This window comes from Pseudomonadota bacterium (assembly GCA_018817425.1).
GTDB lineage: Bacteria > Desulfobacterota > Desulfobacteria > Desulfobacterales > RPRI01 > RPRI01.
Genome location: JAHITX010000056.1, coordinates 1 through 22,142, shown reverse-complemented (window position 1 = coordinate 22,142; position 22,142 = coordinate 1). Strand labels below are relative to the sequence as shown.

23 protein-coding genes are annotated in these 22,142 nt (G+C 36.5%); 17 read left to right on the top strand and 6 right to left on the bottom strand.

Annotation, left to right across the window (positions count from 1 at the left end):
- Nucleotides 1–138: 138 nt before the first annotated feature.
- From KKC46_09955 to KKC46_09940, 4 genes are all read right to left on the bottom strand, one after another.
- Nucleotides 139–1,164: a hypothetical protein gene (locus KKC46_09955; GenBank protein ID MBU1054139.1), complete on the bottom strand. Its 1,026-nt coding sequence runs from the start codon at nt 1,162–1,164 to the stop codon at nt 139–141.
- Nucleotides 1,165–1,169: 5 nt separating this feature from the next.
- Entirely contained in the window at nt 1,170–1,664 is a 495-nt protein-coding gene (locus KKC46_09950) for a rubrerythrin family protein (GenBank protein ID MBU1054138.1), read from the bottom strand.
- A 176-nt stretch (nt 1,665–1,840) separates the two neighbouring features.
- The gene (locus tag KKC46_09945) at nt 1,841–2,179 is read right to left on the bottom strand and encodes a PilZ domain-containing protein (GenBank protein MBU1054137.1); all 339 of its coding nucleotides are present in this window, start codon (nt 2,177–2,179) and stop codon (nt 1,841–1,843) included.
- Nucleotides 2,180–2,340: 161 nt separating this feature from the next.
- Nucleotides 2,341–2,562 carry a tautomerase family protein gene (locus KKC46_09940; protein ID MBU1054136.1) on the bottom strand — a complete coding sequence of 74 codons (222 nt, stop codon included), beginning with the start codon at nt 2,560–2,562 and terminating at the stop codon, nt 2,341–2,343.
- Between the two features lie 323 nt (nt 2,563–2,885).
- On the opposite strand from KKC46_09940, the gene KKC46_09935 reads away from it, so the two are divergent.
- Nucleotides 2,886–3,755 (top strand): DUF169 domain-containing protein, encoded by an 870-nt coding sequence (locus KKC46_09935; GenBank protein ID MBU1054135.1) that lies wholly within the window; start codon nt 2,886–2,888, stop codon nt 3,753–3,755.
- A 96-nt stretch (nt 3,756–3,851) separates the two neighbouring features.
- Here the strand turns inward: KKC46_09935 and KKC46_09930 are convergent, their stop codons facing one another.
- Nucleotides 3,852–4,709, bottom strand: a complete 858-nt coding sequence (locus KKC46_09930) for a DsbA family protein (protein ID MBU1054134.1) — start codon at nt 4,707–4,709, stop codon at nt 3,852–3,854.
- Between the two features lie 558 nt (nt 4,710–5,267).
- On the opposite strand from KKC46_09930, the gene KKC46_09925 reads away from it, so the two are divergent.
- From KKC46_09925 to KKC46_09905, 5 genes are all read left to right on the top strand, one after another.
- Nucleotides 5,268–6,707 carry a hypothetical protein gene (locus KKC46_09925; protein ID MBU1054133.1) on the top strand — a complete coding sequence of 480 codons (1,440 nt, stop codon included), beginning with the start codon at nt 5,268–5,270 and terminating at the stop codon, nt 6,705–6,707.
- Between the two features lie 83 nt (nt 6,708–6,790).
- On the top strand, nt 6,791–7,114 hold the full coding sequence (locus KKC46_09920; protein MBU1054132.1) for a YcfL family protein: 324 nt from the start codon (nt 6,791–6,793) through the stop codon (nt 7,112–7,114).
- A gap of 32 nt (nt 7,115–7,146) precedes the next feature.
- Nucleotides 7,147–7,773 carry a penicillin-binding protein activator LpoB gene (gene lpoB, locus KKC46_09915; GenBank protein ID MBU1054131.1) on the top strand — a complete coding sequence of 209 codons (627 nt, stop codon included), beginning with the start codon at nt 7,147–7,149 and terminating at the stop codon, nt 7,771–7,773.
- A gap of 36 nt (nt 7,774–7,809) precedes the next feature.
- Entirely contained in the window at nt 7,810–9,234 is a 1,425-nt protein-coding gene (locus KKC46_09910; protein MBU1054130.1) for a hypothetical protein, read from the top strand.
- Nucleotides 9,235–9,254: 20 nt separating this feature from the next.
- Nucleotides 9,255–10,553: a CsgG/HfaB family protein gene (locus tag KKC46_09905; GenBank protein MBU1054129.1), complete on the top strand. Its 1,299-nt coding sequence runs from the start codon at nt 9,255–9,257 to the stop codon at nt 10,551–10,553.
- 236 nt (nt 10,554–10,789) lie between these two features.
- Here the strand turns inward: KKC46_09905 and KKC46_09900 are convergent, their stop codons facing one another.
- Nucleotides 10,790–12,001: a phospholipase A gene (locus KKC46_09900; protein MBU1054128.1), complete on the bottom strand. Its 1,212-nt coding sequence runs from the start codon at nt 11,999–12,001 to the stop codon at nt 10,790–10,792.
- A gap of 312 nt (nt 12,002–12,313) precedes the next feature.
- Between KKC46_09900 and KKC46_09895 the strand changes: the two genes are divergently transcribed.
- The 11 genes from KKC46_09895 to KKC46_09845 all read left to right on the top strand — a co-directional run bounded on the left by KKC46_09895 (nt 12,314) and on the right by KKC46_09845 (nt 21,741).
- A complete protein-coding gene (locus KKC46_09895) occupies nt 12,314–13,003 on the top strand; it encodes an OmpA family protein (GenBank protein ID MBU1054127.1) in 690 nt (229 codons plus the stop codon).
- A gap of 298 nt (nt 13,004–13,301) precedes the next feature.
- On the top strand, nt 13,302–13,544 hold the full coding sequence (locus tag KKC46_09890) for an AbrB/MazE/SpoVT family DNA-binding domain-containing protein (GenBank protein ID MBU1054126.1): 243 nt from the start codon (nt 13,302–13,304) through the stop codon (nt 13,542–13,544).
- Between the two features lie 48 nt (nt 13,545–13,592).
- On the top strand, nt 13,593–13,949 hold the full coding sequence (locus KKC46_09885; GenBank protein MBU1054125.1) for a hypothetical protein: 357 nt from the start codon (nt 13,593–13,595) through the stop codon (nt 13,947–13,949).
- 297 nt (nt 13,950–14,246) lie between these two features.
- Nucleotides 14,247–14,591, top strand: coding sequence for a hypothetical protein (locus KKC46_09880; GenBank protein ID MBU1054124.1), 345 nt, complete (start codon nt 14,247–14,249; stop codon nt 14,589–14,591).
- 124 nt (nt 14,592–14,715) lie between these two features.
- Nucleotides 14,716–14,907: a hypothetical protein gene (locus KKC46_09875; protein MBU1054123.1), complete on the top strand. Its 192-nt coding sequence runs from the start codon at nt 14,716–14,718 to the stop codon at nt 14,905–14,907.
- Nucleotides 14,908–15,087: 180 nt separating this feature from the next.
- Nucleotides 15,088–15,546 carry a hypothetical protein gene (locus tag KKC46_09870; protein ID MBU1054122.1) on the top strand — a complete coding sequence of 153 codons (459 nt, stop codon included), beginning with the start codon at nt 15,088–15,090 and terminating at the stop codon, nt 15,544–15,546.
- 91 nt (nt 15,547–15,637) lie between these two features.
- Nucleotides 15,638–16,312 (top strand): class I SAM-dependent methyltransferase, encoded by a 675-nt coding sequence (locus KKC46_09865; GenBank protein ID MBU1054121.1) that lies wholly within the window; start codon nt 15,638–15,640, stop codon nt 16,310–16,312.
- A complete protein-coding gene (locus KKC46_09860) occupies nt 16,309–17,526 on the top strand; it encodes an anion transporter (GenBank protein ID MBU1054120.1) in 1,218 nt (405 codons plus the stop codon). The genes KKC46_09865 and KKC46_09860 overlap by 4 nt, the downstream gene beginning before the upstream one ends.
- A 146-nt stretch (nt 17,527–17,672) precedes the next feature.
- Nucleotides 17,673–18,197, top strand: a complete 525-nt coding sequence (locus tag KKC46_09855; protein ID MBU1054119.1) for a hypothetical protein — start codon at nt 17,673–17,675, stop codon at nt 18,195–18,197.
- Between the two features lie 201 nt (nt 18,198–18,398).
- Entirely contained in the window at nt 18,399–20,591 is a 2,193-nt protein-coding gene (gene recQ, locus KKC46_09850) for a DNA helicase RecQ (GenBank protein MBU1054118.1), read from the top strand.
- A gap of 100 nt (nt 20,592–20,691) precedes the next feature.
- Nucleotides 20,692–21,741, top strand: coding sequence for a GGDEF domain-containing protein (locus tag KKC46_09845; protein ID MBU1054117.1), 1,050 nt, complete (start codon nt 20,692–20,694; stop codon nt 21,739–21,741).
- The last annotated feature ends 401 nt before the right edge of the window (nt 21,742–22,142 follow it).

Sequence of the window (22,142 nt, the reverse complement as noted above, 5' to 3'; positions counted from 1 at the left end):
TTCAAGCCATCTTTGACTGATCTTCAATCGCAAAATCCTCAACGTAGCCCGCTACATTTGCGGTTTTGCTCAATCAGATCAGCCAAATCTGACCTAAATCTGGGCGCGAAATTCAATTATTTATTCATTTCCAGTTCCTTAGTCCAGCTGATATTTTTCTCTTAACTTACTTGATACTGATTTTATTGTTTCAAACGCCTTTTCAACTGTTTTTTCCTTATCGGGATTCACCAGACAGCAAGTTGCAGGAGAGAGAAGGCTTTTACTTAACATAAAATTTATATCGATTCCTTTTTTTGCAAGAACCTGCCACGTATCTTCAAGACGATTAATCAGAGACGGAATACTTTCTTTTTCAAAATTTTCAAAACCGGTAGGCACAATACCCCAGACTATAACACCGCCTCGTTCTAAAAAGCGCTTGATAGATGATGCATAAGAAGAAAATATTTCGGCATTTGTATATACGTCTAAAGACAATATGTCCAGTTTCAGGTTCAGTAAAAAATCCCAGTCAGGATTCCCGCAAAGATGTATGCCGCTAGGACGATCAAGCATTGAAAAAAAAAGGTCCAGGTCTCCTTTGGCTTTTATATCCCCATATCCCGACATAGCTGAAAAAAGAAACTGAAGTCCTGGTTCGTCTATAAACATAAATGCGTTTTTATTTAGTTTTTTTAACCGGGAAAGCTGAACATTTATTCGCTTTGCCATAAATTCCATCATAAAAGGGCGTACGGTATCATCGAAAAGGATAGGGCGCTTATTTTCGTCCATAATATTAAAACCGAAACTTATAGGCCCTTCAAGCTGCCCCCTGATTGCCGGTCTGTCCGAAAAATCACAGGATAGAAACTTATGGTAAACTTTGGAATAGGTATTGCTGATATCAAAATATTCAGGCTCATCAAAATGACTCATGGTTTCTTCGAATTCATTGATGAATTTTTCGAGTGAAAAGCGAAGTGTTTTATTTTTTAAATCAAGAAGAATGCCCGGAAAATGTTCTGCAGCCTGAACATACATATCTTCATAGTAACTGTAATTTGGAAGTTGGGGCCAGAACGGAATATCAAGAGATAAAGCCATTTCTAACGCTTGGTCCACATCCGTATGAGGCATAACCGCCATTGCGGTTGTAAGGAGATTTCCCGGAATCGGCATTGGTATTAATCTATTTTAACAAAAGCTTTTGCTTTAGAATTGCAAACAGGGCACGTTTCTGGCGGCTCATTTTCGCAGGTGTATCCGCATACAGTGCAGATGTAATAATCTACCGATTCCTGCTTATCCATATTTTCAAGTGCTTTTTGATAAAGAGCTGCATGCACCTTCTCAACTTCATTGGCATAGGTAAATGTTCTGATTGCTGCCTTATTTCCTTCCTCTTCAGCGGCTTTTATCATTTCAGGATACATTGATTTAAATTCATGAGTTTCACCTTCTATAGCTTCTTTAAGATTTTCAGCAGTGCTGTTTATACCTCCAACTACCTTTAAATGAGCATGGGCATGTATGGTTTCTGCTTCAGCAGCAGCTCTGAAAAGCCTTGCTATACGTGGTAATCCTTCTTTATCAGCCTGTTTTGCAAACGCCAGATACTTGCGATTTGCCTGAGATTCACCTGCAAAAGCTTCCAGTAAATTTTTTTCCGTTTTACTCATATCTTGTTCTCCTCTCAATATTATTTTCTATGGTTTCGATCTGAATAAAAGTTTAAATTTGAATATTTATAATCTAATACTTGTTGTAAGAATTGTCAAAAGGAAGTCTTATTTGTAACTGGCTCTCATAAATAAAATTGGATTTAATCCATGAAGCCAGGATATCGTATATCAAATCATTCAGGCTCTAATTTATTTAAACCTACTAGATAATGCCCCCGGAATCTTCCATTATCATCTTTTGAAATATGCTTGATTTCGACTTTTGAATTTTCAATAGGATCTGATTTTTTTAAAGGATAAAATTGCATTTCCATTATGTCTCCGACATGTAAATATTCCATTATTTTGGAGTCTTGTCGAACTAGAATGCACATACCCTTCTTGGAAATATTTCTTATTCTGAAGTGATAGGCAAGAACAATTTCGGGTTTTGAAATTTGAACGCTATGGTATTTTTTGCTAAAAAGCCTGTCTTCAGATCTTCTTTCAGAACTTGATTCGTTTTCATTCATGACAATCTCTAAACTCATAATTTAGTAGGTTAAGGAAAAAGTATTCTTATACAATAATTACTTACCACATAAAATGAAAAATATTTTTCAGGTGTCAAAATAATGATTTTGATTCTTACAAGCTTTTTTTATAAGAGCATATGTGAATTTAAAAAATGATGTTAGTTTTCAGGTTCTTTAAAAAGTATGTTTTTATTTCCTAAAATATCCGGCTTAAATACTTTTTCATCCCAATCATTTGAACTTACATCTTCAATCGCAACCGATACTGTTTTTGCTTCACATTTTGCTATGGAGACAACATCTCTTACTATAGCATCCGTTAGCTTTTGCTTTTGTTCTTGTGATCTTCCCGGATAGAGCTTTATAATGATATGTGGCATTTAGTTTCCTTTTATTATTTTTTGCCTCTAACAGAAACATTGTTAAATGTCAATAATATAGAAAAATGTTTGGACTTTTTGAATCCGGAATATATTTTAGCATAAAAACGGCCTGTTTGATTTTGGTAAGAACTTAGGTATTACATCTTGTAAAATCGGCTTGCGGGATTTTGTGATACAAAGTATATGGTATATTAAAAGTTTTGAAAGTGGCTCTTTTGAGTAAGTCTTTTGAGATTACCGCTTTTACTGATATAAGCAAAAAGAAGAAGTTCTTCAAAAAACTCAATATAGTGAGATGTTTTAGAGAGAAAATGTGACGAATGAATAATTTTAATGATTTAATGAAAAGGCTTGTAAAAGCATTTGATGTGCCAAATCTTGATATTCCTGTTTCCGGAATCAGAATATATAAAAAAGATGAAACTGTGCCCGAAGAGGTAAAAAAATACCAGCCTGATGGAATTGCCATAACTTCCTGCCATTCGATCAGGACAACAATGATGGGAGATGCCGTATATTTAACAGAGCATAGCATAGGCTGTATTGCTGCGGCAATAAGCTTGGGCATTGTTGATAAGAATAAAACCTCTCCTTTGAAAGGGCAGAGAGAATATACTGAAATTATGAGAAAGAGCAGTGGGAAGGGTGATTCTTTTATCCCGCCTTCACCGCTTGAATTTGCTGATGGTACAGTGTATGCCTTTCAGGATTCTAAAAAAGAAGATTATGCCTTATTCGGCAAAAAAGATTCAGGGAGATATATATCAAAGGATGTAGCTCGCAAGGCTTTATCGGAAATGCTGTCTTTGCAACCGCCTTTAACACAGGGCGTATTCTATTTTTCTCCGGATTTTGAAGATGTAGAAATTTTGCCTGATATTGTGATACTTTCTTTACGACCTGTGGAATTATGCAGAATTATACAGGGCTATCAGTATATAACCGGAAACCGGGTTACAGCAAATGTGGGAGGACTGCGGGCCGGATGCTCGGATTTAATTGTAAGGCCCTATCTGTTGAAAGAAATCAACTTTTCTCCCTATTGTTTAGGTGCAAGACTTATTGCAAGATTCGAGGGTGACAGGCTGGGAATGGGTTTTCCTTTTTCGTTTCTTGAGACAATAGTAAAAGGTACTGAAGAATCAAAAACGGGTTTTCCGTTTCCCGAATACCCGGGTGCCTGCTTATAAGGTTGAGGATCAATATAATAGCATTCTATAATTCTAATGACTTATAAAGTTTTATAGCAATTATAATGAAAACCGGAAAATTGTTATAGCTATACTTTACTTGCTGTGTTCCCGTGATTCTTTCAAATCTTTATCTATAGCACTTGTTAACCCTTCCATTGAAAGGTTTCTTTGCAGTTTTCCATTTATAAAAACTGATGGGGTGCCTCTTACATCAGCATTTACTCCATCAATAATATCCTGCTGTACTTTTTGTAAAACCTGGGGATCATTTATCTTCTTTTCAAATTCCTGCCTGTTTATGGCTGTTTTTATTATTATCTCTTCGACCTTTTCATCACTTAGCTGGTTATGATTTTTAAAGAGAAGATCATGAAATTCCCAGAACTTACCCTGGCTTTTTGCAGCCAGTGCTGCTATTGCCGCACTCATTGCATAACTATGACTCTGAAGTGGATAGTTTTTAAAAACTATTTTTACTTCTTTTGGATATTGTTTCAGAACCTGATCAAGTACCGGGACAAGGTAGGCACAGTAAGGGCATTGGAAATCAGTAAAAACTACTAAAACAACCGGTGCATTAGAAAGTCCTTTGAAAGGAGAACCGGTTGTATTGATTTTATATATGAAGTCAACTTCTATAATTTCAACTGTTTTGCTTTTGCTGTTTGTAAGAAATAGAAGATTGTCTCTTGGGCCGACCCTGATTTGATCGAATTGTTTTCCTACCTGAATTTTTTCTTTTAATTTGCCATCTTTTGAAAAAACAAGAATATCTCCATGATCATCTAAAACAAAAATCCACTTGTCAGAAAAAGAGATGGCAACGTCAATAGGAGAACTTTTCATATTCAACCGGCTTAAAACACTCCATTGTACTTCGGCAAAAGAGGGTGAAGAAATAGAAGCAGCAATTGAAAAAGTTATAGCAATCAACAGAAATTTCAATTTCATGAAAAGCTCCTTTATATATTTGTGTTTTGATTTAAACCCGGCTTATTTTTATTTGAAAATATTAAGTAAAAGCCTTTTTTATGTCAAGGAATATATGGAGATATAATAATTTGAATATCAGAAAAGAAATATAGTTATTCAAAAATCATAAATGGTATCCTTTAGGATACTATACAAGACCAAGAAGATTTGATAATTATACAAAGCTTCAATTGATATTAAGTAGAATTATTCTTTTTTTAAAAAGATCTGTAGTCAGTGATTTGGTTTAGGGGGAAGCGGATCATGAATATGAGCATCAAAATTTCCTGTCATAATAGTTATGGGGTTAGCAATAACCATCGGAATACACTTCTTGATCAATTTTCTCAGGACCGTAATAAATCTTGTCTTTATATAGCTTTATGCAAAATTCATAAATCAGAATTGAAAAAGGAAACAGAATATGGAAGGGAAATTCCACAGTTCAAGATGTGACAACAATATTCTTCCAATTCATCGGTTTGCGGTCCACCATGACTATACAACACCAACGGAAAAGAGAGAAAGGAGAAGATAATGAAATATAGAAAAAGAATTGCAATTTGTGTAAATATTATCGCGTGCCTCGCAGTAATATTTACATTTGGGTGTGCTTCGATGATGCAAAAAAAGAACTTGGCTGATTTTAACAATCTTTATTGTGCTGGCCACTATAACGAAGCTGCGAATATTGAACTAAAAAAGAAAGGTGAAAAAAAATCAGATCCTTCCAAATTATTACAGTCATTACAGGCTGCGGCAGCATTACGATATGCTCAACAATATCAACAAAGCTCAGCGATGTTTGATGAATGTGAGGAGATTATAAAACACCATAATGAACAAGTAATGGCAATTGGGGTTGCTGCCAATATAGGCGCAACTTTAGTCAATGATGCCGTGCTTGATTTTAGAGGAGCCGAATATGATGGAATTATGGTCAATACATATAAGGCGATAAATTTTTGGCAGATGGGTGATAAGGATTTAGCAAGAGTTGAATTTAATAGGGCCTTGGATCGACAACGGAGAGCAAAAGAACTTTTTGCCGCTGAAATTGAAAAACAAAAAGAGGAATTGACAAAGAAACAGGAAAAAGAGAATAAAAAAGCACAAGCAGAAAATAAAAATGTTCCTAAAATGAATATCGATAAAAATGTCAATAATCCAGAAATTGATAAAATTTTGAGAGAAAAATATTCCAATTTGTATGCATTTAAATCCTATCCCGATTTTATTAATCCTTTCACTACTTATGTAGCTGGATTGTTCTTTATGTCAGAAGGAGATTATTCCAAGGCTGCTACCTTATTGAAAGAAGCATACGGAATGGTTGAAGGAAACCCCGTTGTATCGGATGATTTTGCCAGTGCGGAAAAAATGCTTGACGGCCAAAAAGACTGTAAAAACTACACATGGGTGATTTTTGAAAATGGCCTATGCCCCGTTAAAGAGGAGTTTCGTGTCGATTTGCCTATTTTGTTATTTACAGACAAGGTCAAATATACGGGGATTGCGTTGCCAAAATTAAATTTAAGAGAGCAAGCATATGTTCATTTGGTATTAAAAAACAGTGGGAAAACGGTCTGTCAAACCAGCATGTTAGCAAGCATGGATAGAGTAGTCCAAACTGAATTCAAAAAACGATACCCGACCATTGTGTCACGAGCAGTCGTTTCCGCTTTGATAAAGACCTATGGCCAATATTTGGCACAAAAAAAATATGGTGACTTAGGAGGGTTTGCCGTAGCACTTTACCAAGCCGCTACGACTTCTGCCGATATTCGTATGTGGACGGCCTTGCCCAAGGAATTTCAATTAGCAAAAGTAAAAACTCCCAAGGACGGCATTTTATACATAGAAACCCCGGCGGGAGATACAATCAGTGTTGAAGTGCCAAAAAACAATAATTCATTGGTGTATGTAAAGATACCGACATACGGTGCCAATGCGGTATATGATATCATAAAAATGTAAATAAGCTCCACATATTGGGGGGTAAAATGTTTCTTATCAAGAAAGTTTGTGTTTTTTTTATGTCGTTCCTGTTTATCAGTTGCATGGCAACAAAACCTGTTGATCCAAGAATAAATATCATTGGCAATTTCCTTGTTACAGATATTTCAATAACCGATGTTTCATCAGTTATAAATAACAGTGGTTTCATGGAAATCCAAGTTGTAGGAATAAACAAAACTGCTTTCTATAAACAATTTGAGTATAAAATTGAATGGCTTGACAATAACGGGCTGAAAATATCAACCATTATGTCTCGCTGGACAACATTTCCAGCTTATGAAAAATCTGAATTCAGGTTCAAGGCTGTAGCTCCTAAAAAAACAGCGACAAATTATAGAATTTTAATCAGAAAAGGAGGAAATTAACCTTGCAATTTAAAAATTATGGAGCCGGAAGGTTGTCATCTCGCGTCAGTTTTTCTTTTTTCAAGCTTATTGGAGTAGTCCTGTTGCTTTTCCTTATAAGTGCTTGCGCCACTACAACCAAAAACATAGATATGAGTAATGACAGGGAAAAGGCCGTTATGGGGCTTGACTATCGAGACTTTCAGAAAGCTGCCAGCGAAGCGATCAGTTCATTATTACAATCAGGTGCTGTCAACAAGCCTGATGGAGGACGATATGTGCTGGCGATATCGCGTATAGTAAATGATACTATGCAGCGTATTGATACTGACCAACTAATCAAGAAAATTCGAGTGGAACTTTTACAGAGCGGTAAGGTTGTGGTTACAACGGCTGTTGGGGCTAATGGCGCGGAAGACAACCTCGCTATGCAGGCAAGAGCATTAAGAAAATCAGAAGAATTCAACCAAAATACCATAGCTAGTAAAGGTCAAATGGTAGCCCCTGAGTTGAGCCTTTCCGGAAAAATAATCCAAAGAAATATAAGAGTTGATAGAGGTACTCAGCAGGTTGAATACTATTTTCAGTTGTCTCTCACTGACATTAATACAGGGTTGGCCTTTTGGGAGGGGGAAACTGTAATAGGTAAAAGAGGAAGTAACAAATCTGTATCTTGGTAAAAATCCATAAATATATTTTCTAAAGGAGATCTATTAATGAAAACAAAGATATTTTCTTGTGGCTGGTTGGTTCTTTATTTGTTTGTATCAATTTTTTCTGTTTCTTCATTTGCAGAAGAGATACAGGGAGGTACAGGCCAACCATCTTCAACAGAAAAGGGGACGGTTATTAATCAGAGTGATATCAATGAACTTAATGCCGTGTCTGATCCGAAATCCGTCAGAGCTGCATCCGATAATATGGAAGACTGGTTTGAGACTGTTCCACATCAATTCAATTTTACAAGTTATGGAGAGAATAATGGTAAGTTTGTTTTATACGCATCCCAATCTGTCTCTCTAAAGCCAACTGATCCGCAATATGGCGATGCGCTTGTCAATGCGTTTGACAAAGCCATGATGAAACTTCAGGAAAAATATTTGATGATTCGATTTGGAAAAACAACAACTGAAAAAATCAAATCATTTTATAGTGATAGATCGACATATTCTAAAGACATTCCGCTTCCCTGCGCAACCGAGCCGGACTACTTGAAAAATATTCTCTCTATCTTTGAAAAAGGTCTTGCTGTGGCCGACAAAAAACTTGATCAGGAGCTGGTTGAACTGGGCGTTGCCCCCCAGGAAGTGGCAAAAATGACTCCAAAACAGAAAAAAGATATTTTCAGAGATAAATTTATTAAATACACTCTGCGCAATGCATCAGGTAGTATTGCGGGTCTTTTTCCAATACAGACAAACGTGATTACTGATTCTACAGGGCAGACGGTTGTCGGTGTTGTTGCCATTGCCTCTCCGATAACTATCCAAATAGCTAAGGATATTACCCTCCAACGCAGGTCCTTGATTTCTGGCAAAGGTAGAGATATCGCGTTACTTTTACCCAATACTGAGGAAGAGTTTCTCGGAACTCTTGGTGTGCGATTAGCCTACGATCAAGATGGCACCCCGGTCATAATTTCTTATGGAATTGCGTCTCATCGACCAGATACGGGTAACGACTACATTAATGACGAGCTAAAAGAAGAATCCAAAGCCGAAGCAATTTCCAGTGCCGATGCTCAGATTGCTGAAATCATAAATGGTTTTATGAATGCAAAAAACGAACGAAAGAGAGGGGAAGAAATAAGAACATTTATTGAAAGAGAGATGAAGCCTGACAGTGATACAGTAGAAAAAACTATTAATGATATTATAAAGATAACCAATAATAAATCAAAAAGTTCTGCGCAAACAAAATTGCAAGGTATATCTACAATAAAGACATGGAGACATACGGTCAAAAGTGGGCAGAAATTTGTAGGTGCTGTCCGGGTTTGGAAATATTCGACAATAGCTGCTGTTAATTCATTCAATAATCCCAAAAGAACACCAATCAGCCAGCCAGCCGAAGAAGGGGAAGCCATTTTCCAACCGACCCAACATCCCAGCACACCAGTTAATACACTGGATGATTTTTAAAAACTTTTCAGGAGGGTGCGATGATGAAATGGCTGTTGATTTTTTTTTATATTTGTTTATGGCCAAGTATGTTGCTGGCAGATGAGGAAATAACGATTTTGGAAGTGCAAGGTTTTGGTGGCACACAAAGTGAAGCAGTGCAAAATGGATTAATTGAGGCTTTAAAACAAGCCAAAGGAGTGAATATTGAGTCAGAGAAAGAGTACGTTAAAAAACTTCGTGAAACAAGTCTTTCAACTGATAATTCAAGCTCATATAACCTTAAAATAGATGAAGATAGCCAAAGTACCGTTAGAGAGGCAACGCAGGGACTGATCCGAGAATATAGGATAACAGAATCAAGTCCGACTGACCATAGTGAATGGGCAGTCAAATTAGCAGTAAAGTTGGTGCGCTATAAAACTCCTGGTTTTTCACCACACGAACGAAGAAAAATAGCCGTTATCCCTTTTAGATCAACAAAACAATATTTCACTTTTCATGGTGTGGACATGCCATATCCTGAGATTTCTAGACAGTTTTCTCAAAAAATGGTGATAGAGCTGGCACAAAGCAGAAGATTTACCGTTCTTGATAGAGAGTATATGGAAGAATTCCTTCGCGAGAAAAATCTCATTTTGTCATCTGATATCCCGGTTTCCGAGTTGATGAAGATAGGCGAGGCGCTTGGAGTAGATTATTTGCTAATCGGCACAATTTCAGAAGCCAGTGAAAAACAAACTTCCTATTTTATTCAGGTAACTGGAGAAACCGGCTATGAGCATAGTGCCTCTTTTTTTGCCGATTATCGAATCGTTGTTATGGCAACACGGCAGATTAAATGGGCGGATTCGGTATCACTAACTTTTGATGATGCCAAAATAAAAGATATGGTACCAAGCTTGGAAGCTGTTCAAATAAAAACACTATTATTTGAATCTGCTGCTAAGAAGGTGGTTCACAGAGCAATGGAAAATATTTATCCACTCAGAGTAGTGAAAGTCCAAGCCAATGGAGAAGTAATTCTTAATCAAGGAGGTGTCTCCTTAGCAGATCGAGATATGCTGGATGTTTTTAGCGCAGGAGAACAGGTTGTTGATCCTTATACAGGCGAAGCCCTTGGTCCTGCCGAATCTTGGATTGCAACGATTGAAATAGTCAGGGTTATACCCAAAATGTCATTTGCCAAGGTCATAAAAGGAGATTCAGGATCTATCCCAAATGGCAGTATATGCCGTCGAATCACAAATGAAAAATCTTTGCTGCAACGGCCATCAGGAAGAGTTACGAATATTATATCTTCCCCTAGCGGAGGCGTATATCTCCCATTCGACAACTAAAAATATTATTAAAAAAATAGGGTAAAAAAGATAGAAGATAAGGGGCATCAGCAATTCTCGGTGAAGTTAAGAAGCTGCATAATATTACCATGCAGAACAAATCTTGAATTTATTTTTCGCAAGCAAGGATATTGTATAAGCACAGTTGGATTAGATGAAGATATGATAAGGAAATTTATCAAAGATCAAGATAACAATACGAATAGATAATTAGCCCCTTCAGTGGCTTTCCCTTTCTATCTTACAAGAGAAATCCCAAATCTAAGTGAATGACTCTTTTCGTTATAGCGGATAAGACTTTCTGCATAGCCGTTGTAATACTGAACAAGAAAGTATAAATTCGGGTTAAGCCAGTCCTGATTTTCGTCTAAAAAAAGGATCTTGTAAAACGGATATGTTGCATCCAACTGTATGCTCCCGCCTTTTTTGCCATAACGCAGGTTTGAACCCACAGCAAGACCGTTGCGCTTTCCGGCTTTAAGTTCAAGATCAAAGTAGCCCCTGTAATCTTCTATATCAGGATTAGTATCATTATCATTGCCCGCATATATCCAGACTTTTGGAGCAACTTTTAAATGGTAATCGTTACCTAAATTGAAAGCCGAAATGGGTTTTATATAGAGATAATTGGTACTGCGGGAATCTGTGCCGTCCTTACCATTTGATTCATGTTGAAAACCGGCTTTTAAGCATAAGTGTGACATTGATAAAAAGTCAGGCCTGATGTTTCTTGTAAGGTAAAAAAGCTCCGGTTTATAACTTGTATCATCAAAAGGCTTGGAATCGGATTTAAGATCCCATAACGATGTTTGTGTATACCCGAAATGAAATCCGCTTAGCCATGGCCTGTTTTTTGCCCATTCATGCTTATCAACATCAAGAATCCGATATTTAAAACTGAATTGAAATTTGCTTTTTTCAGGATCAGTACCTACGCCAAAATAGGTTGGTTCGTTAGAGGGAAAATAAGGAAAATCTTTTTGGAATAAAGCCTGAATTTCTTCAGCGGTGTCGTATTTTTTTGGCGTTTCGGAAACGCACTTTGGATCTTTTTTATCTGTTTTAACTACGCTGAACAAAACTTTTTTTGAAGTAAACGTAACAAGCTCTATGCCAACACTGCCTTCAAGAGATTCAGGAACGTCAAAAGTGTATAGTTTTTTTATAAAGCCATTTGCCGGAATATCGATTTTATCCAAAGGTTCAAAAGGTTTTGGATTTAATTGTAGTATTGGAGTTATGTCTTTGTTAATTAATTTGGGTTCAATAATCTTAGGTACATTTGCTGTAATGATTTGATCTGAAAGGTTTAAAAAATATACTTCAACAGTTGTGCTTTTACCTGATATAACAGGTTCAAAAGGTGCTACAATTATTGTTTCAAGATCAGACGCAAATGCTGCTGTATTTATAAAAACCAAAATGGCTGTAACTATTATTCTTAACATGTCAATACTCCAAATTTCTGATATTTATAATGACAATATTGAGATAAGCTTTAACTGTCAAGGCTTAAGTTAAGCATACACTCGCAAACAAACAATTATAATGGGAATAGGCAGATCATTTTGAAAAACTTTATAAAAATTCAACTGTTATAAAAATTCAACTTGATATTGTATCCTTGGCTTGGTAATATACCAGCATTAAAAAAACATATATATGATGTTAAATTTATTGTGTAGATTATTTATTATGTTTTTTATGTATATATAAATAGTGCTAATTTGGATTTACTGATTTAAGAAAGGAAAGTTGAAATGAAAAAGCTGATAATTTTGATAAGCATTGTTACTATTGCGTTTGCAGGTTGTGCAACCAAAACACAAACCGGTGCTCTTGTCGGCACAGGAGTTGGTGCTGCTGTTGGGGCCGGTCTTGGGCAGGCGATAGGACGCGATACTAAAGCAACTCTCCTTGGTGCAGCTATTGGAGCCGCTGCAGGAGGGTTGGCCGGTGGTGCTATCGGCAATTATATGGATAAGCAGGAGGCTGCTATGCGCCAGGCGCTGGCTGATTCTGAGGCTGCAAGCATAAGGCGCGAACAGGAAGTATTGTCACAAGCACAGACGGATAGTACAAAAAAAGTTCTGGATGTACTTACTGTAACTTTCAAGTCTGATTTGCTTTTTGCTGTAAATTCTTCAACTATATTTCCAGGCGCTTATGATGAACTGGACAGAGTAGCAAGAGTGCTTAATCAATATCCGAATACACGAATTCAAATTGGTGGCCATACTGACAGCACAGGCGCGCCGGATTATAACCAGACACTTTCCCAGCGGCGTGCTGATAGTGTCAAGAACGCTCTTGTCAGCAGAGGCGTGAGCGCCTCGCGTATGTCTACAATCGGTTATGGCGAGAATAAATCCATAGCAAGTAATGGCACCGAAGCCGGGCGGCAGCAAAACAGGCGTGTTGAGATCCGTATTGTACCGATGCAGTCATAGGAGCGGCAAAAACAGGATAATCTGTTGTCAGCAAATAAGAGTAGTTTGATTATATATGACGGTTTGCTGAAAATTCATCAAACCGTTATTAATTCTTCACAAACAAATTTTAATACTTCCAAACAATGATGCTCTTGCCGCAAACTAAAAGCTAAAAGTGGCAAGAGCGTTATTTCCATTCCAAACTTCACCCAAATATAATGAGCATTGAGTTTCTTACAACTGAAATACCATCTTGAAATTTTGGTGTTAACGCCTTACATATAAGAAAGATAATATTATAAGTAAGGAGGAGATTATGGCATTAGCAACTCTCACCACAAAAGGACAGATTACAATCCCCAAAATTATAAGAGATTCTCTAAAATTAAATACTGGTGACAAAATAGAAATTATTGTTACAGAAGATAGAGAGGCCATCATTCGGCCAGTTTCTAAAAAAGTTGATGATATTTTCTGTAAATTGCATAAACCAGGAAGAAAAGCTATATCCATCGACACTATGAACGATGTAATTAAAGATCGGATGCGGGATAAATGATATGATAAACAATGGTTAGATTTTTAGCATTGTCTTTCAAGGAAAAATATGGGCGGATTACTTTTCATCATAGCACTGACTTATTTTATTTGGGGACCTACATTGATAGTTGGTATTGCAATTCTCACTGTTAACTATTCACAACGCAGCACGAAGATTGCCATTCTGCTCATACCATCTTCATCACTAATAACCGCAATAATTGCGGCACCTGCAACAGTTGGAACAGAGGGATTTGCTGTTCCTGGTCCATTTTGGGTGCAGCAGGCATTTGGTAAAAAGCCGGAATTTTGGCTTGGCAGTTTTTTGAATAGCTGGTTGATATTCTTGGGGCTAACGCTTTTAATATACGGATTTATAGCTTTATATGGAAAACTCCTAAAGGTACTTAAAAAGAAAACTTAATATTGCATCTAATCCGACCGCCAAAATATTTTACTTTTAGGTTTCTTTAGAAGAAATAAGGAGCAGAAGTATTATACTTGTTTGTATTGACACATCAGCCATAACATGCTTTATTCAAAACAAATATTATCTATTTTATTCTATGTTCAATATTTTTTGCAGTCTTATATTACAATTCAAAATTAAATAAACCTGATACTGGTACAAGGTAAATGTGTCTGAAAACCACATGAATATCTTATTATCAGGGAAAATTGACCTGATAATCAATGGGTAGGCATCTATACAGGAGTGATCATGAAAATTAATACGATTCTGATATTATTCTTGCTTGTTATGATTCTCATTTTCCCATCCATTTTATATTCCGATGAATACAGTTCACAGCACCAAAAAGTTGTAAAGTTATTCGAAAGTGATGAAGAGCCTACCACTAAAGATGCTTTATGGACTGCCTCTAACATATTTAAGGTTGGTGTCTTTAATGACGGAACAAATAGGAACGGTTACGCTCAATATGTTTGCCAAGTACTATATAATGAAGGTTTTAAGGATAAAAAAGTTTGGGTACAGGTAATCGATATTGGTAAACTTAATAGTACTGGTAAATGGATTAAATTAGGTGAAGCACAATGCAACTAATGCTTAATAATAAATATCATCCAAGCGGATGCGAAACAGCAATGTAATAGCTTGTAAGGCCCGTTAGGCGCGAAGTACGACGCGTCACGCAGTTTCATTCGGTTGGCAAGTAAGGATTGAAATAATGATTCAACAGAAATTATCTGATAATGATTATAAAACATTATTTTCCTTATTAAAGCGGTTCGCAGAAACGGAACTTGATCAATGGGAACGGTGGAAGTTTAATACAAAATATGGTTACGTTTTTGTTGAGATAACTAGAAAAGAGGACGAATACCCAGATTTATGGGATGAATTACAAATCCCAGAATAAATCTTTGTTGCTATTGATGATGCTGATACTGACAACCAGACACTTTTTTACACGACAGTAAGGGTCGATGCATTTCATTTCAAACATATTTTTGTCTTGATCATTTATTTTGCGACTTGCTTTCCCCTTCCTGCCGATAAGTTTATTGTTATGCTTATTGAGTTTACATAGGTAATAAATATGTTCCCAGAATCTATAAAATGGTGGACAGCTTTTGGCTTTGCGGATTTCGTTATATTTTTTTACATTTGCTTTTTAATTGTACTTTTTACTGTAGATATACGGTTTGGTGTGGCCAGTAAGATTATAGATAAATTTAGATTTAATGGCTCGCAACAAGATTCTGTTTTTATAATTGGTTATATTTCCCTCTCAATCCTATTGCTCGTTAACATAAAATTCGAATTTATCGGGCAGTTTTTTGGAATTGTTGATTACTATGATGCCAGATATCAAATATTTAGATGGAAGGTAGTTCATCCGATTGTGTTGTCAATTCTAATAGGCTCACCGTTGATGGCAATATTGTGTAGTTCCTTAGCATATTGGAAAAAAATGAATTGGCTTAAATGGGCCGTTTATGGAATCTTTTTTAATTATTTGGCTTTCGCAAAGCTTATATCAATAAAAAAGGCATAACCTCATACATTACATGGATTGGGGCTTTACTGCCGCTTTGCCCCAACCAGTAAGTATGCCTGTTTGCGCTTGTCTATGGAGAAACAAAAAAATGTCTGAACTTCGCACGCTGTCTGAAATAATTCATGAGGAAGTAAAACTGAATTTTATCGAACCAAATCTTTATTCAGTCTATCCTATTGGAGAAACACCCGGCGTTTTTGACAGCATGGGTGCTTCTACGATTTATGACCTTGTGGCCTGCAATCGTATTTATAACTGGCTAATGTGGGGGTACTCCACAAAAGATTATGCCACATTATGTGAAGATATGCTTTCTTCTTCGTCTGAAGGTTGGGTTCTGGATCTTGCATGTGGTTCCCTGGCATTTACAGCAGAAAACTATGCAAATATTTCGAACCGGCCAGTTGTGTTTCTGGATCAGCCCTTGAAGTTGTTAATAAAGGGCAAATCCCGGCTTGAGAAACTTAACGGGAAGATAGCTGAAAACATGTTCTTTTTACACGCCGACGCATTAAAGTTACCATTCAAGGATAATGTTTTCCATACTGTTATTTCACTAAATCTTCTGCATTGTATAGATGATGTCAAAACAGCCTTGAGTGAAATAAAACGTGTATTAACAGATGGCGGAAAGTTGGCAATAACTACGCTGGTACAGAGCAGTCGTTGGAGCAACCGCTATTTGAATGTGCTTGCCGGATCAGGAGCTCTTATTTCCCGAAACCCGGATGAGCTTTTATATAACAATATGACACTAATATGATAGCTATCGCCATTTTTTGTCTTGCATATTTGGGTATTGCCCTTGGGAAAATCCCAAGGTTCAGCATTGATCGGGTTGGCTTTGCAGTTCTTGGTGCAATCGGTATGATAGTTTTTGGTATTCTGACACCGGAAAGTGCATTCAGATCAATTGATCTTCCTACTATTCTTCTGCTTTATTCTTTAATGATTATTTCAGCACAACTCCGGCTTGGGGGCTTTTACACATGGGTTGCATTGAAAATAGTGCCCTTTTATTCCCGGCCTAAACTCTCATTATTTGTTACCATGATAGTGAGCGCTTTATTATCTGCAATACTTGCTAATGATATTGTGTGCTTTGCTTTTACTCCGATATTGGCTTTCTCATTGATTGAAGCGAAACTGAATCCACTTCCATTTCTTATCGGACTTGCAGTTTCAAGCAATATCGGCTCAGCAGCAACAATAATCGGAAATCCACAAAATATTCTTATCGGCCAGGCCGGTCATCTTGATTTTTTAGAATTCTTCTATTGGTGCGCTCCTCCATCTCTGCTTGCTCTTTTAGTCAGTTATTTTATCATATTATTAATATACCGGAAAAGAATCTATGAACCGGGAAAAGTTATATCAACTAGCCATAACCAATCACAACAGCCTTTTAATAAATGGCAGACCACAAAAGGACTCTTTGCAGTACTTGTGCTCATCGCATTATTTTTTTCTTCAATACCAAGGGAAATATCAGCCATAGGCATTGCCGGGGTTTTATTATGCAGCCGTAAAATTAAAACCAGAGAAATTACCGGTCTGGTGGATTGGCACCTAATCACATTATTTTGCGCACTTTTTATTATTATCCAGGGTGTTTCACAGAGCGGTTATATAGAAATTGTAATGAACAAACTTGCCGGTATTGGAATGCAGATGTATAATCTGCCTGCATTAACCGGATTGTCTGCGATATTGAGCAATTTATTCAGCAATGTGCCGGCAGCAATGTTGCTGATACGTTTTCTTGATCCTTTAGAACCGGCTCAATGGTATACATTGGCAACCTCAAGTACTTTTGCCGGAAACCTGTTTTTATTGGGCAGCATTGCTAATTTGATTGTAGTAGAACAAGCTTCAAATTTTAATATCAAAATATCGTTTTTAAAACATGCCGCCGTTGGAATCCCGGTTACATTGGTGTCTTTGTTGATACTTATTGCCTGGATTTCAATTGCATGAAATAAAAAGCGTTCAACATGGGTATTCGGGGGATAGAACAGGCGGTAAGCATTAAAATAGCTTTCTAACAAGAGGTTGCCAATAATAGTATTGGACATATGTAATATGCTTGATCAGTATGAGCATTAAATATTCAGGAGGAACAGATGAAGGAACTGAGGAAGGATATAAAAAACGGAATCTCTAAGGATGAGGCATTGAAAAAATATCTAAACAGGGGAGGGGATGCAAAAAAAGGTTCACGATACCTGTCATACATTCCTGAGGAACAGTTTGCAGATAAATATTTAATAGCTAATAATATGCTTTTATCAGTCTATGGAGTACTATCAGTCATAGGGCTTGTTGCGCTGTTGCCTCAATTGCTATCATTGCCGTCTGTTGGTATAATTATCGTTCTTTTAATTGGATTGTTAATTCCGGGTGTAATTCTCTATTGGATTTATAAAAAAAATGCTGTGGGCTATTTCATCCTGGCATTCTTCTGCTTAAAAGGGATCTTAGATTCATTCAGAGGTTATCAGGAAGACCCAGGCTCTGTTTGGGTAGGTGTTACGATAAACTTAGTTTTGCTGATCTTTGTTGTGATCCTTAAAAAGAAAATATTTCCATATCAAAATTATTTCAATACAAAGAAAAATGAAAAAGGATATTATTTATTCAGCTTATGAATATTCAAATACTAACATCATTTTTCAACTGTTTGACATTGATGGGCTTGTAAAAATGCGTTTTTTGGCTTATTAATATCCTACCATTTTAGGCAACTATTTAAATTTATACTTCAACCATGCTAAATTGATAATATTGATTGGATGGGATTGAATTATTACGATTTTATATTAATAAAAGAATACGGTATATTGTATATTATGACAGACAGTGCAAAAAAAATTCTTGGTGAAGTATTCGGGTATAGCGAATTCAGATCTCATCAAAATAAAATCATAGAAAATGTTCTTAACAAAAGAGACTCTCTGGTTATTATGCCCACAGGAGGCGGCAAATCACTTTGTTATCAGATCCCGGCTCTTATATTTGAAGGCCTGACCATTGTAGTTTCACCCCTTATTTCTTTGATGAAAGATCAGGTGGAGCAATTAACCGAACTTGGCGTTTCGGCATTGTTTTTAAACAGTACTTTATCCGGTGAAGAATATAGCCGAAATGTTGAGCTTTTAAAGAAAAACAAAGTAAAACTGCTCTACCTTGCCCCCGAAAATCTTTTATCTAAAGCAACTCTGTCCCTTCTTTCCTCACTTCAAATTGATTGTATGGCAATTGATGAAGCCCACTGCATTTCGGAATGGGGACACGATTTTAGGCCTGAATACAGGCAGCTTGCAGATGTAAGAACCCGTTTTCCTTCTGCAACGTGTATTGCCCTTACGGCAACGGCCACACAAAGGGTTCGGGAAGATATAAAATCCAACCTTGGTTTTGATGTTTCAAATGAATTTGTTGCAAGCTTTGACAGAAAAAATCTTTTTATTGATATTATTCCTAAAGATGATCCGGTATCGCAAACTATGGATTTTCTCTCAGGCCGTTTGGGGGAATCAGGTATTATTTATTGTTTTTCCCGCAGGCAAGTTAATGATCTGTATGAAGTATTAAAAGATTCCGGTTATTCCGTAAAGCCATATCATGCAGGCTTGTCCGACAAAGAACGCGCAGAAAATCAGGAATTGTTTATAAAAGATGATGTCCAGATTATTGTTGCTACTATCGCTTTTGGAATGGGAATAAACAAGCCGAATGTGCGTTTTGTCATTCACTTTGATCTTCCTAAAAGCATTGAAACTTATTATCAGGAAATCGGCCGTGCCGGACGAGACGGCTTAAAATCTTTCTGTCTGTTGCTATTTAGCTATGGTGATATTCGGAAAATTAAGTATTTTATAAACCAGAAAAGTAAAGATGAACAGCAGATTGCAAATATCCATCTTAATGCTCTTTTGCAGTTTACCGAAACCCAAACATGCCGTCGACGGCCTTTACTTACATATTTTGGCGAAGACTATCATGCAAAAAAATGCGATATGTGTGACAACTGCCTTGCTGGAGACAGAAACCTTGTAGATATAACAGTTTTGGCTCAGAAGTTTCTTTCATGTGTTAAGCGTACCAATGAGATGTTTGGAATAAATCATATTATCGATGTTCTGCGTGGTTCACAATCACAAAAAGTATATAATTTCGAACATGAAAAATTGTCAACTTATGGGATAGGACAAGATTATTCAAGGAAACAATGGTTTCATCTTGCCAGACAATTCATAAGTAAAGGATTAATGATTCAGGATGCAAAATATGGTGGGCTAAAGCTTGCCGAGAAGGCTTATGATGTTTTTAAAGGGAAAGAAAAAGTCTTTGGAATGATCGAAGAAGAACGTGTAAGATATATAAAGCAGAAGGAAAAAGATACGGAATATAAATATGATCATGCATTATTTGAAAAGCTTAGAAAGAAGAGAAAAGAACTTGCTGATAAAGCGGGCGTGCCTCCTTACGTAATATTTTCGGATAAAACACTGATGGAAATGGCGACATTTTATCCGCGTTCTGATGAAACTCTGCTTCACATACATGGAGTAGGATCTGTAAAACATAAGAAATACGGCTCCTGTTTTTTAGATATCATTGGCAGCTACTGTGATGAAAACCAAATTGAAATAGGCCCTCTTAAAAAACTATCAGTACTGCCACCTATGCCAAAACCTTCCCTGAAAACAGAGAAGAAAAGATACATTATTATCGGAGAAGTATACAATTCAGGAAAATCCATACAGGAAATTATGAAGTTGTTTAACATAAAAAGAGTTACGGCTATTGATCATCTTATCAAGTATCAGCAATCAGGCCATAAATTAAGATCAGATGGGATACTTGAAGTATCGGAAATTTCTTCAAAACAGCATAAAATAATACTTGATACATTTCATAAACTTGGCACGGAGTTTTTAAAACCTGTTTTTGATAATCTTGAAGGTAAAATAAGCTATGATGAGCTTAAAATATTCAGGCTATATTTTATTAGTATGGTTAATGTCTCCATCTATTAGATAACTACCCTTTAGGTATTGACAATTTACTTGAAGGCAGGATAATCAAACACAATTATATTTCTATCCTGAATATTCATTTCTTATCGGAGGCACTCGCATGAGCGTTAATAATCAACCCAATCCCCCTGATCGACATTATTACGGCAGAATATTAGAGGGTAATTATTCTCCTGAAATCAAGGAAAAAGTAGCCGGATATATCATGGCCTTTAAGGCATTTGAAGATTCAGGCGCTCCGGTGATTCCATATATTGCCGCATGGAATGAAAATGAAAAAATTATCTGGTATGAATTCGCAGGAGCGGAATTCGTTAAATTGCTTGAATGTAAGTATACCGAAATAGCCGAGGTTTTCCGCAAGCGAATTATTGACCGCCGGGTTTATAAATATAAGGATTTAAATAATGAAATTAAGGAGGAAATTATACCGGGAAAGGAACTGCAAGGTTGGCAGGACGGATTGCGGGAAGAAAGTAAAAAAAAAGGCTTTGTAGAAGCTGTTTATAAGATTGCCCTAAAAAATAATAATATTAAATGGCTTAAAGACCAGGCTAATATCGAAACCTTTTCAAAGGACAATATCTGTATTTCGCTTGGAAGCCTTACTGATGTAACAAAGGAAATGGAGCAAAAGGATTTGCTCGAAAAGATAGGTTACTTTGACGAACTGACAAAACTTCCCAACAGAAAAATCCTTCAAAGAATTTTTGAAATCAATATCGGCCAGATACACAGAAACCATTTAAATGATTTTATTTTTTCAATGATTGATATCGACCGTTTTAAATTGGTTAATGATACTTATGGTCATCAGGCAGGAGACTATGTTCTTGCCAATATCGCTGAAGTTATGACATCTATGAAACGCGTAGAAGATGAAATCGGCAGATATGGAGGTGAAGAGTTTTATACCATATCACATGGAAATATCCATAGTGGCCGGGTGTTTGCAGAACGATTACGGCAAAAAGTTGAAAATACGGATTTTATATATAACGGCCAGCTTATTAAAGTAACTATATCCATAGGTCTTGCATCAGCAGATGAGCTGGAAATATTAGAAACCCACAAACTTATTGAGCTTGCTGATAAAAGACTATATATGGCAAAGCAAAGTGGTCGTAATAGTGTTGTGCATCAAGGCTAAAAAAAATACGACTTTCCTGTTTAAACTTAAATTAACTTAAAAAAACCGGGAACACCTTGTAATATAAGGGAGTTTATAAAAATCTTTTGGCCGGTTTTGAAAATAATTCTGTAGAAACCTTAAAATATTTTCCCAGCTTTCCATTTACTATCTCCGATGATATATTTTTCACACCATCCAGCAATTTTATCTGAAATAATTAACTGCCCAAATTTATCCCAAAAGCTAATAGCCATCTAATATTCAAGCATTAAATATGTGAGCCAGTTTCAAAACGCCCCATTTTGGCCGATCTCTGCGTTGGGCTCAAATTTCAATCCTCGAAATACTCAATGTATTCCTGTGGTTGAAATTTTCGCCCGCCTTGAGCTTGACCAAACTGAAACGTTTTGAAAGTGGCT

What these genes read in the sequence shown, in the direction of transcription:
- KKC46_09955 (MBU1054139.1), bottom strand. Translation starts at nt 1,164, where the DNA reads ATGCCGATTCCGGGAAATCTCCTTACAACCGCAATGGCGGTTATGCCT.
- KKC46_09950 (MBU1054138.1), bottom strand. Translation starts at nt 1,664, where the DNA reads ATGAGTAAAACGGAAAAAAATTTACTGGAAGCTTTTGCAGGTGAATCT.
- KKC46_09945 (MBU1054137.1), bottom strand. Translation starts at nt 2,179, where the DNA reads ATGAATGAAAACGAATCAAGTTCTGAAAGAAGATCTGAAGACAGGCTT.
- KKC46_09940 (MBU1054136.1), bottom strand. Translation starts at nt 2,562, where the DNA reads ATGCCACATATCATTATAAAGCTCTATCCGGGAAGATCACAAGAACAA.
- KKC46_09935 (MBU1054135.1), top strand. Translation starts at nt 2,886, where the DNA reads ATGAATAATTTTAATGATTTAATGAAAAGGCTTGTAAAAGCATTTGAT.
- KKC46_09930 (MBU1054134.1), bottom strand. Translation starts at nt 4,709, where the DNA reads ATGAAATTGAAATTTCTGTTGATTGCTATAACTTTTTCAATTGCTGCT.
- KKC46_09925 (MBU1054133.1), top strand. Translation starts at nt 5,268, where the DNA reads ATGAAATATAGAAAAAGAATTGCAATTTGTGTAAATATTATCGCGTGC.
- KKC46_09920 (MBU1054132.1), top strand. Translation starts at nt 6,791, where the DNA reads ATGGCAACAAAACCTGTTGATCCAAGAATAAATATCATTGGCAATTTC.
- KKC46_09910 (MBU1054130.1), top strand. Translation starts at nt 7,810, where the DNA reads ATGAAAACAAAGATATTTTCTTGTGGCTGGTTGGTTCTTTATTTGTTT.
- KKC46_09905 (MBU1054129.1), top strand. Translation starts at nt 9,255, where the DNA reads ATGATGAAATGGCTGTTGATTTTTTTTTATATTTGTTTATGGCCAAGT.
- KKC46_09900 (MBU1054128.1), bottom strand. Translation starts at nt 12,001, where the DNA reads ATGTTAAGAATAATAGTTACAGCCATTTTGGTTTTTATAAATACAGCA.
- KKC46_09895 (MBU1054127.1), top strand. Translation starts at nt 12,314, where the DNA reads ATGAAAAAGCTGATAATTTTGATAAGCATTGTTACTATTGCGTTTGCA.
- KKC46_09890 (MBU1054126.1), top strand. Translation starts at nt 13,302, where the DNA reads ATGGCATTAGCAACTCTCACCACAAAAGGACAGATTACAATCCCCAAA.
- KKC46_09885 (MBU1054125.1), top strand. Translation starts at nt 13,593, where the DNA reads ATGGGCGGATTACTTTTCATCATAGCACTGACTTATTTTATTTGGGGA.
- KKC46_09880 (MBU1054124.1), top strand. Translation starts at nt 14,247, where the DNA reads ATGAAAATTAATACGATTCTGATATTATTCTTGCTTGTTATGATTCTC.
- KKC46_09875 (MBU1054123.1), top strand. Translation starts at nt 14,716, where the DNA reads ATGATTCAACAGAAATTATCTGATAATGATTATAAAACATTATTTTCC.
- KKC46_09870 (MBU1054122.1), top strand. Translation starts at nt 15,088, where the DNA reads ATGTTCCCAGAATCTATAAAATGGTGGACAGCTTTTGGCTTTGCGGAT.
- KKC46_09865 (MBU1054121.1), top strand. Translation starts at nt 15,638, where the DNA reads ATGTCTGAACTTCGCACGCTGTCTGAAATAATTCATGAGGAAGTAAAA.
- KKC46_09860 (MBU1054120.1), top strand. Translation starts at nt 16,309, where the DNA reads ATGATAGCTATCGCCATTTTTTGTCTTGCATATTTGGGTATTGCCCTT.
- KKC46_09855 (MBU1054119.1), top strand. Translation starts at nt 17,673, where the DNA reads ATGAAGGAACTGAGGAAGGATATAAAAAACGGAATCTCTAAGGATGAG.
- recQ (MBU1054118.1), top strand. Translation starts at nt 18,399, where the DNA reads ATGACAGACAGTGCAAAAAAAATTCTTGGTGAAGTATTCGGGTATAGC.
- KKC46_09845 (MBU1054117.1), top strand. Translation starts at nt 20,692, where the DNA reads ATGAGCGTTAATAATCAACCCAATCCCCCTGATCGACATTATTACGGC.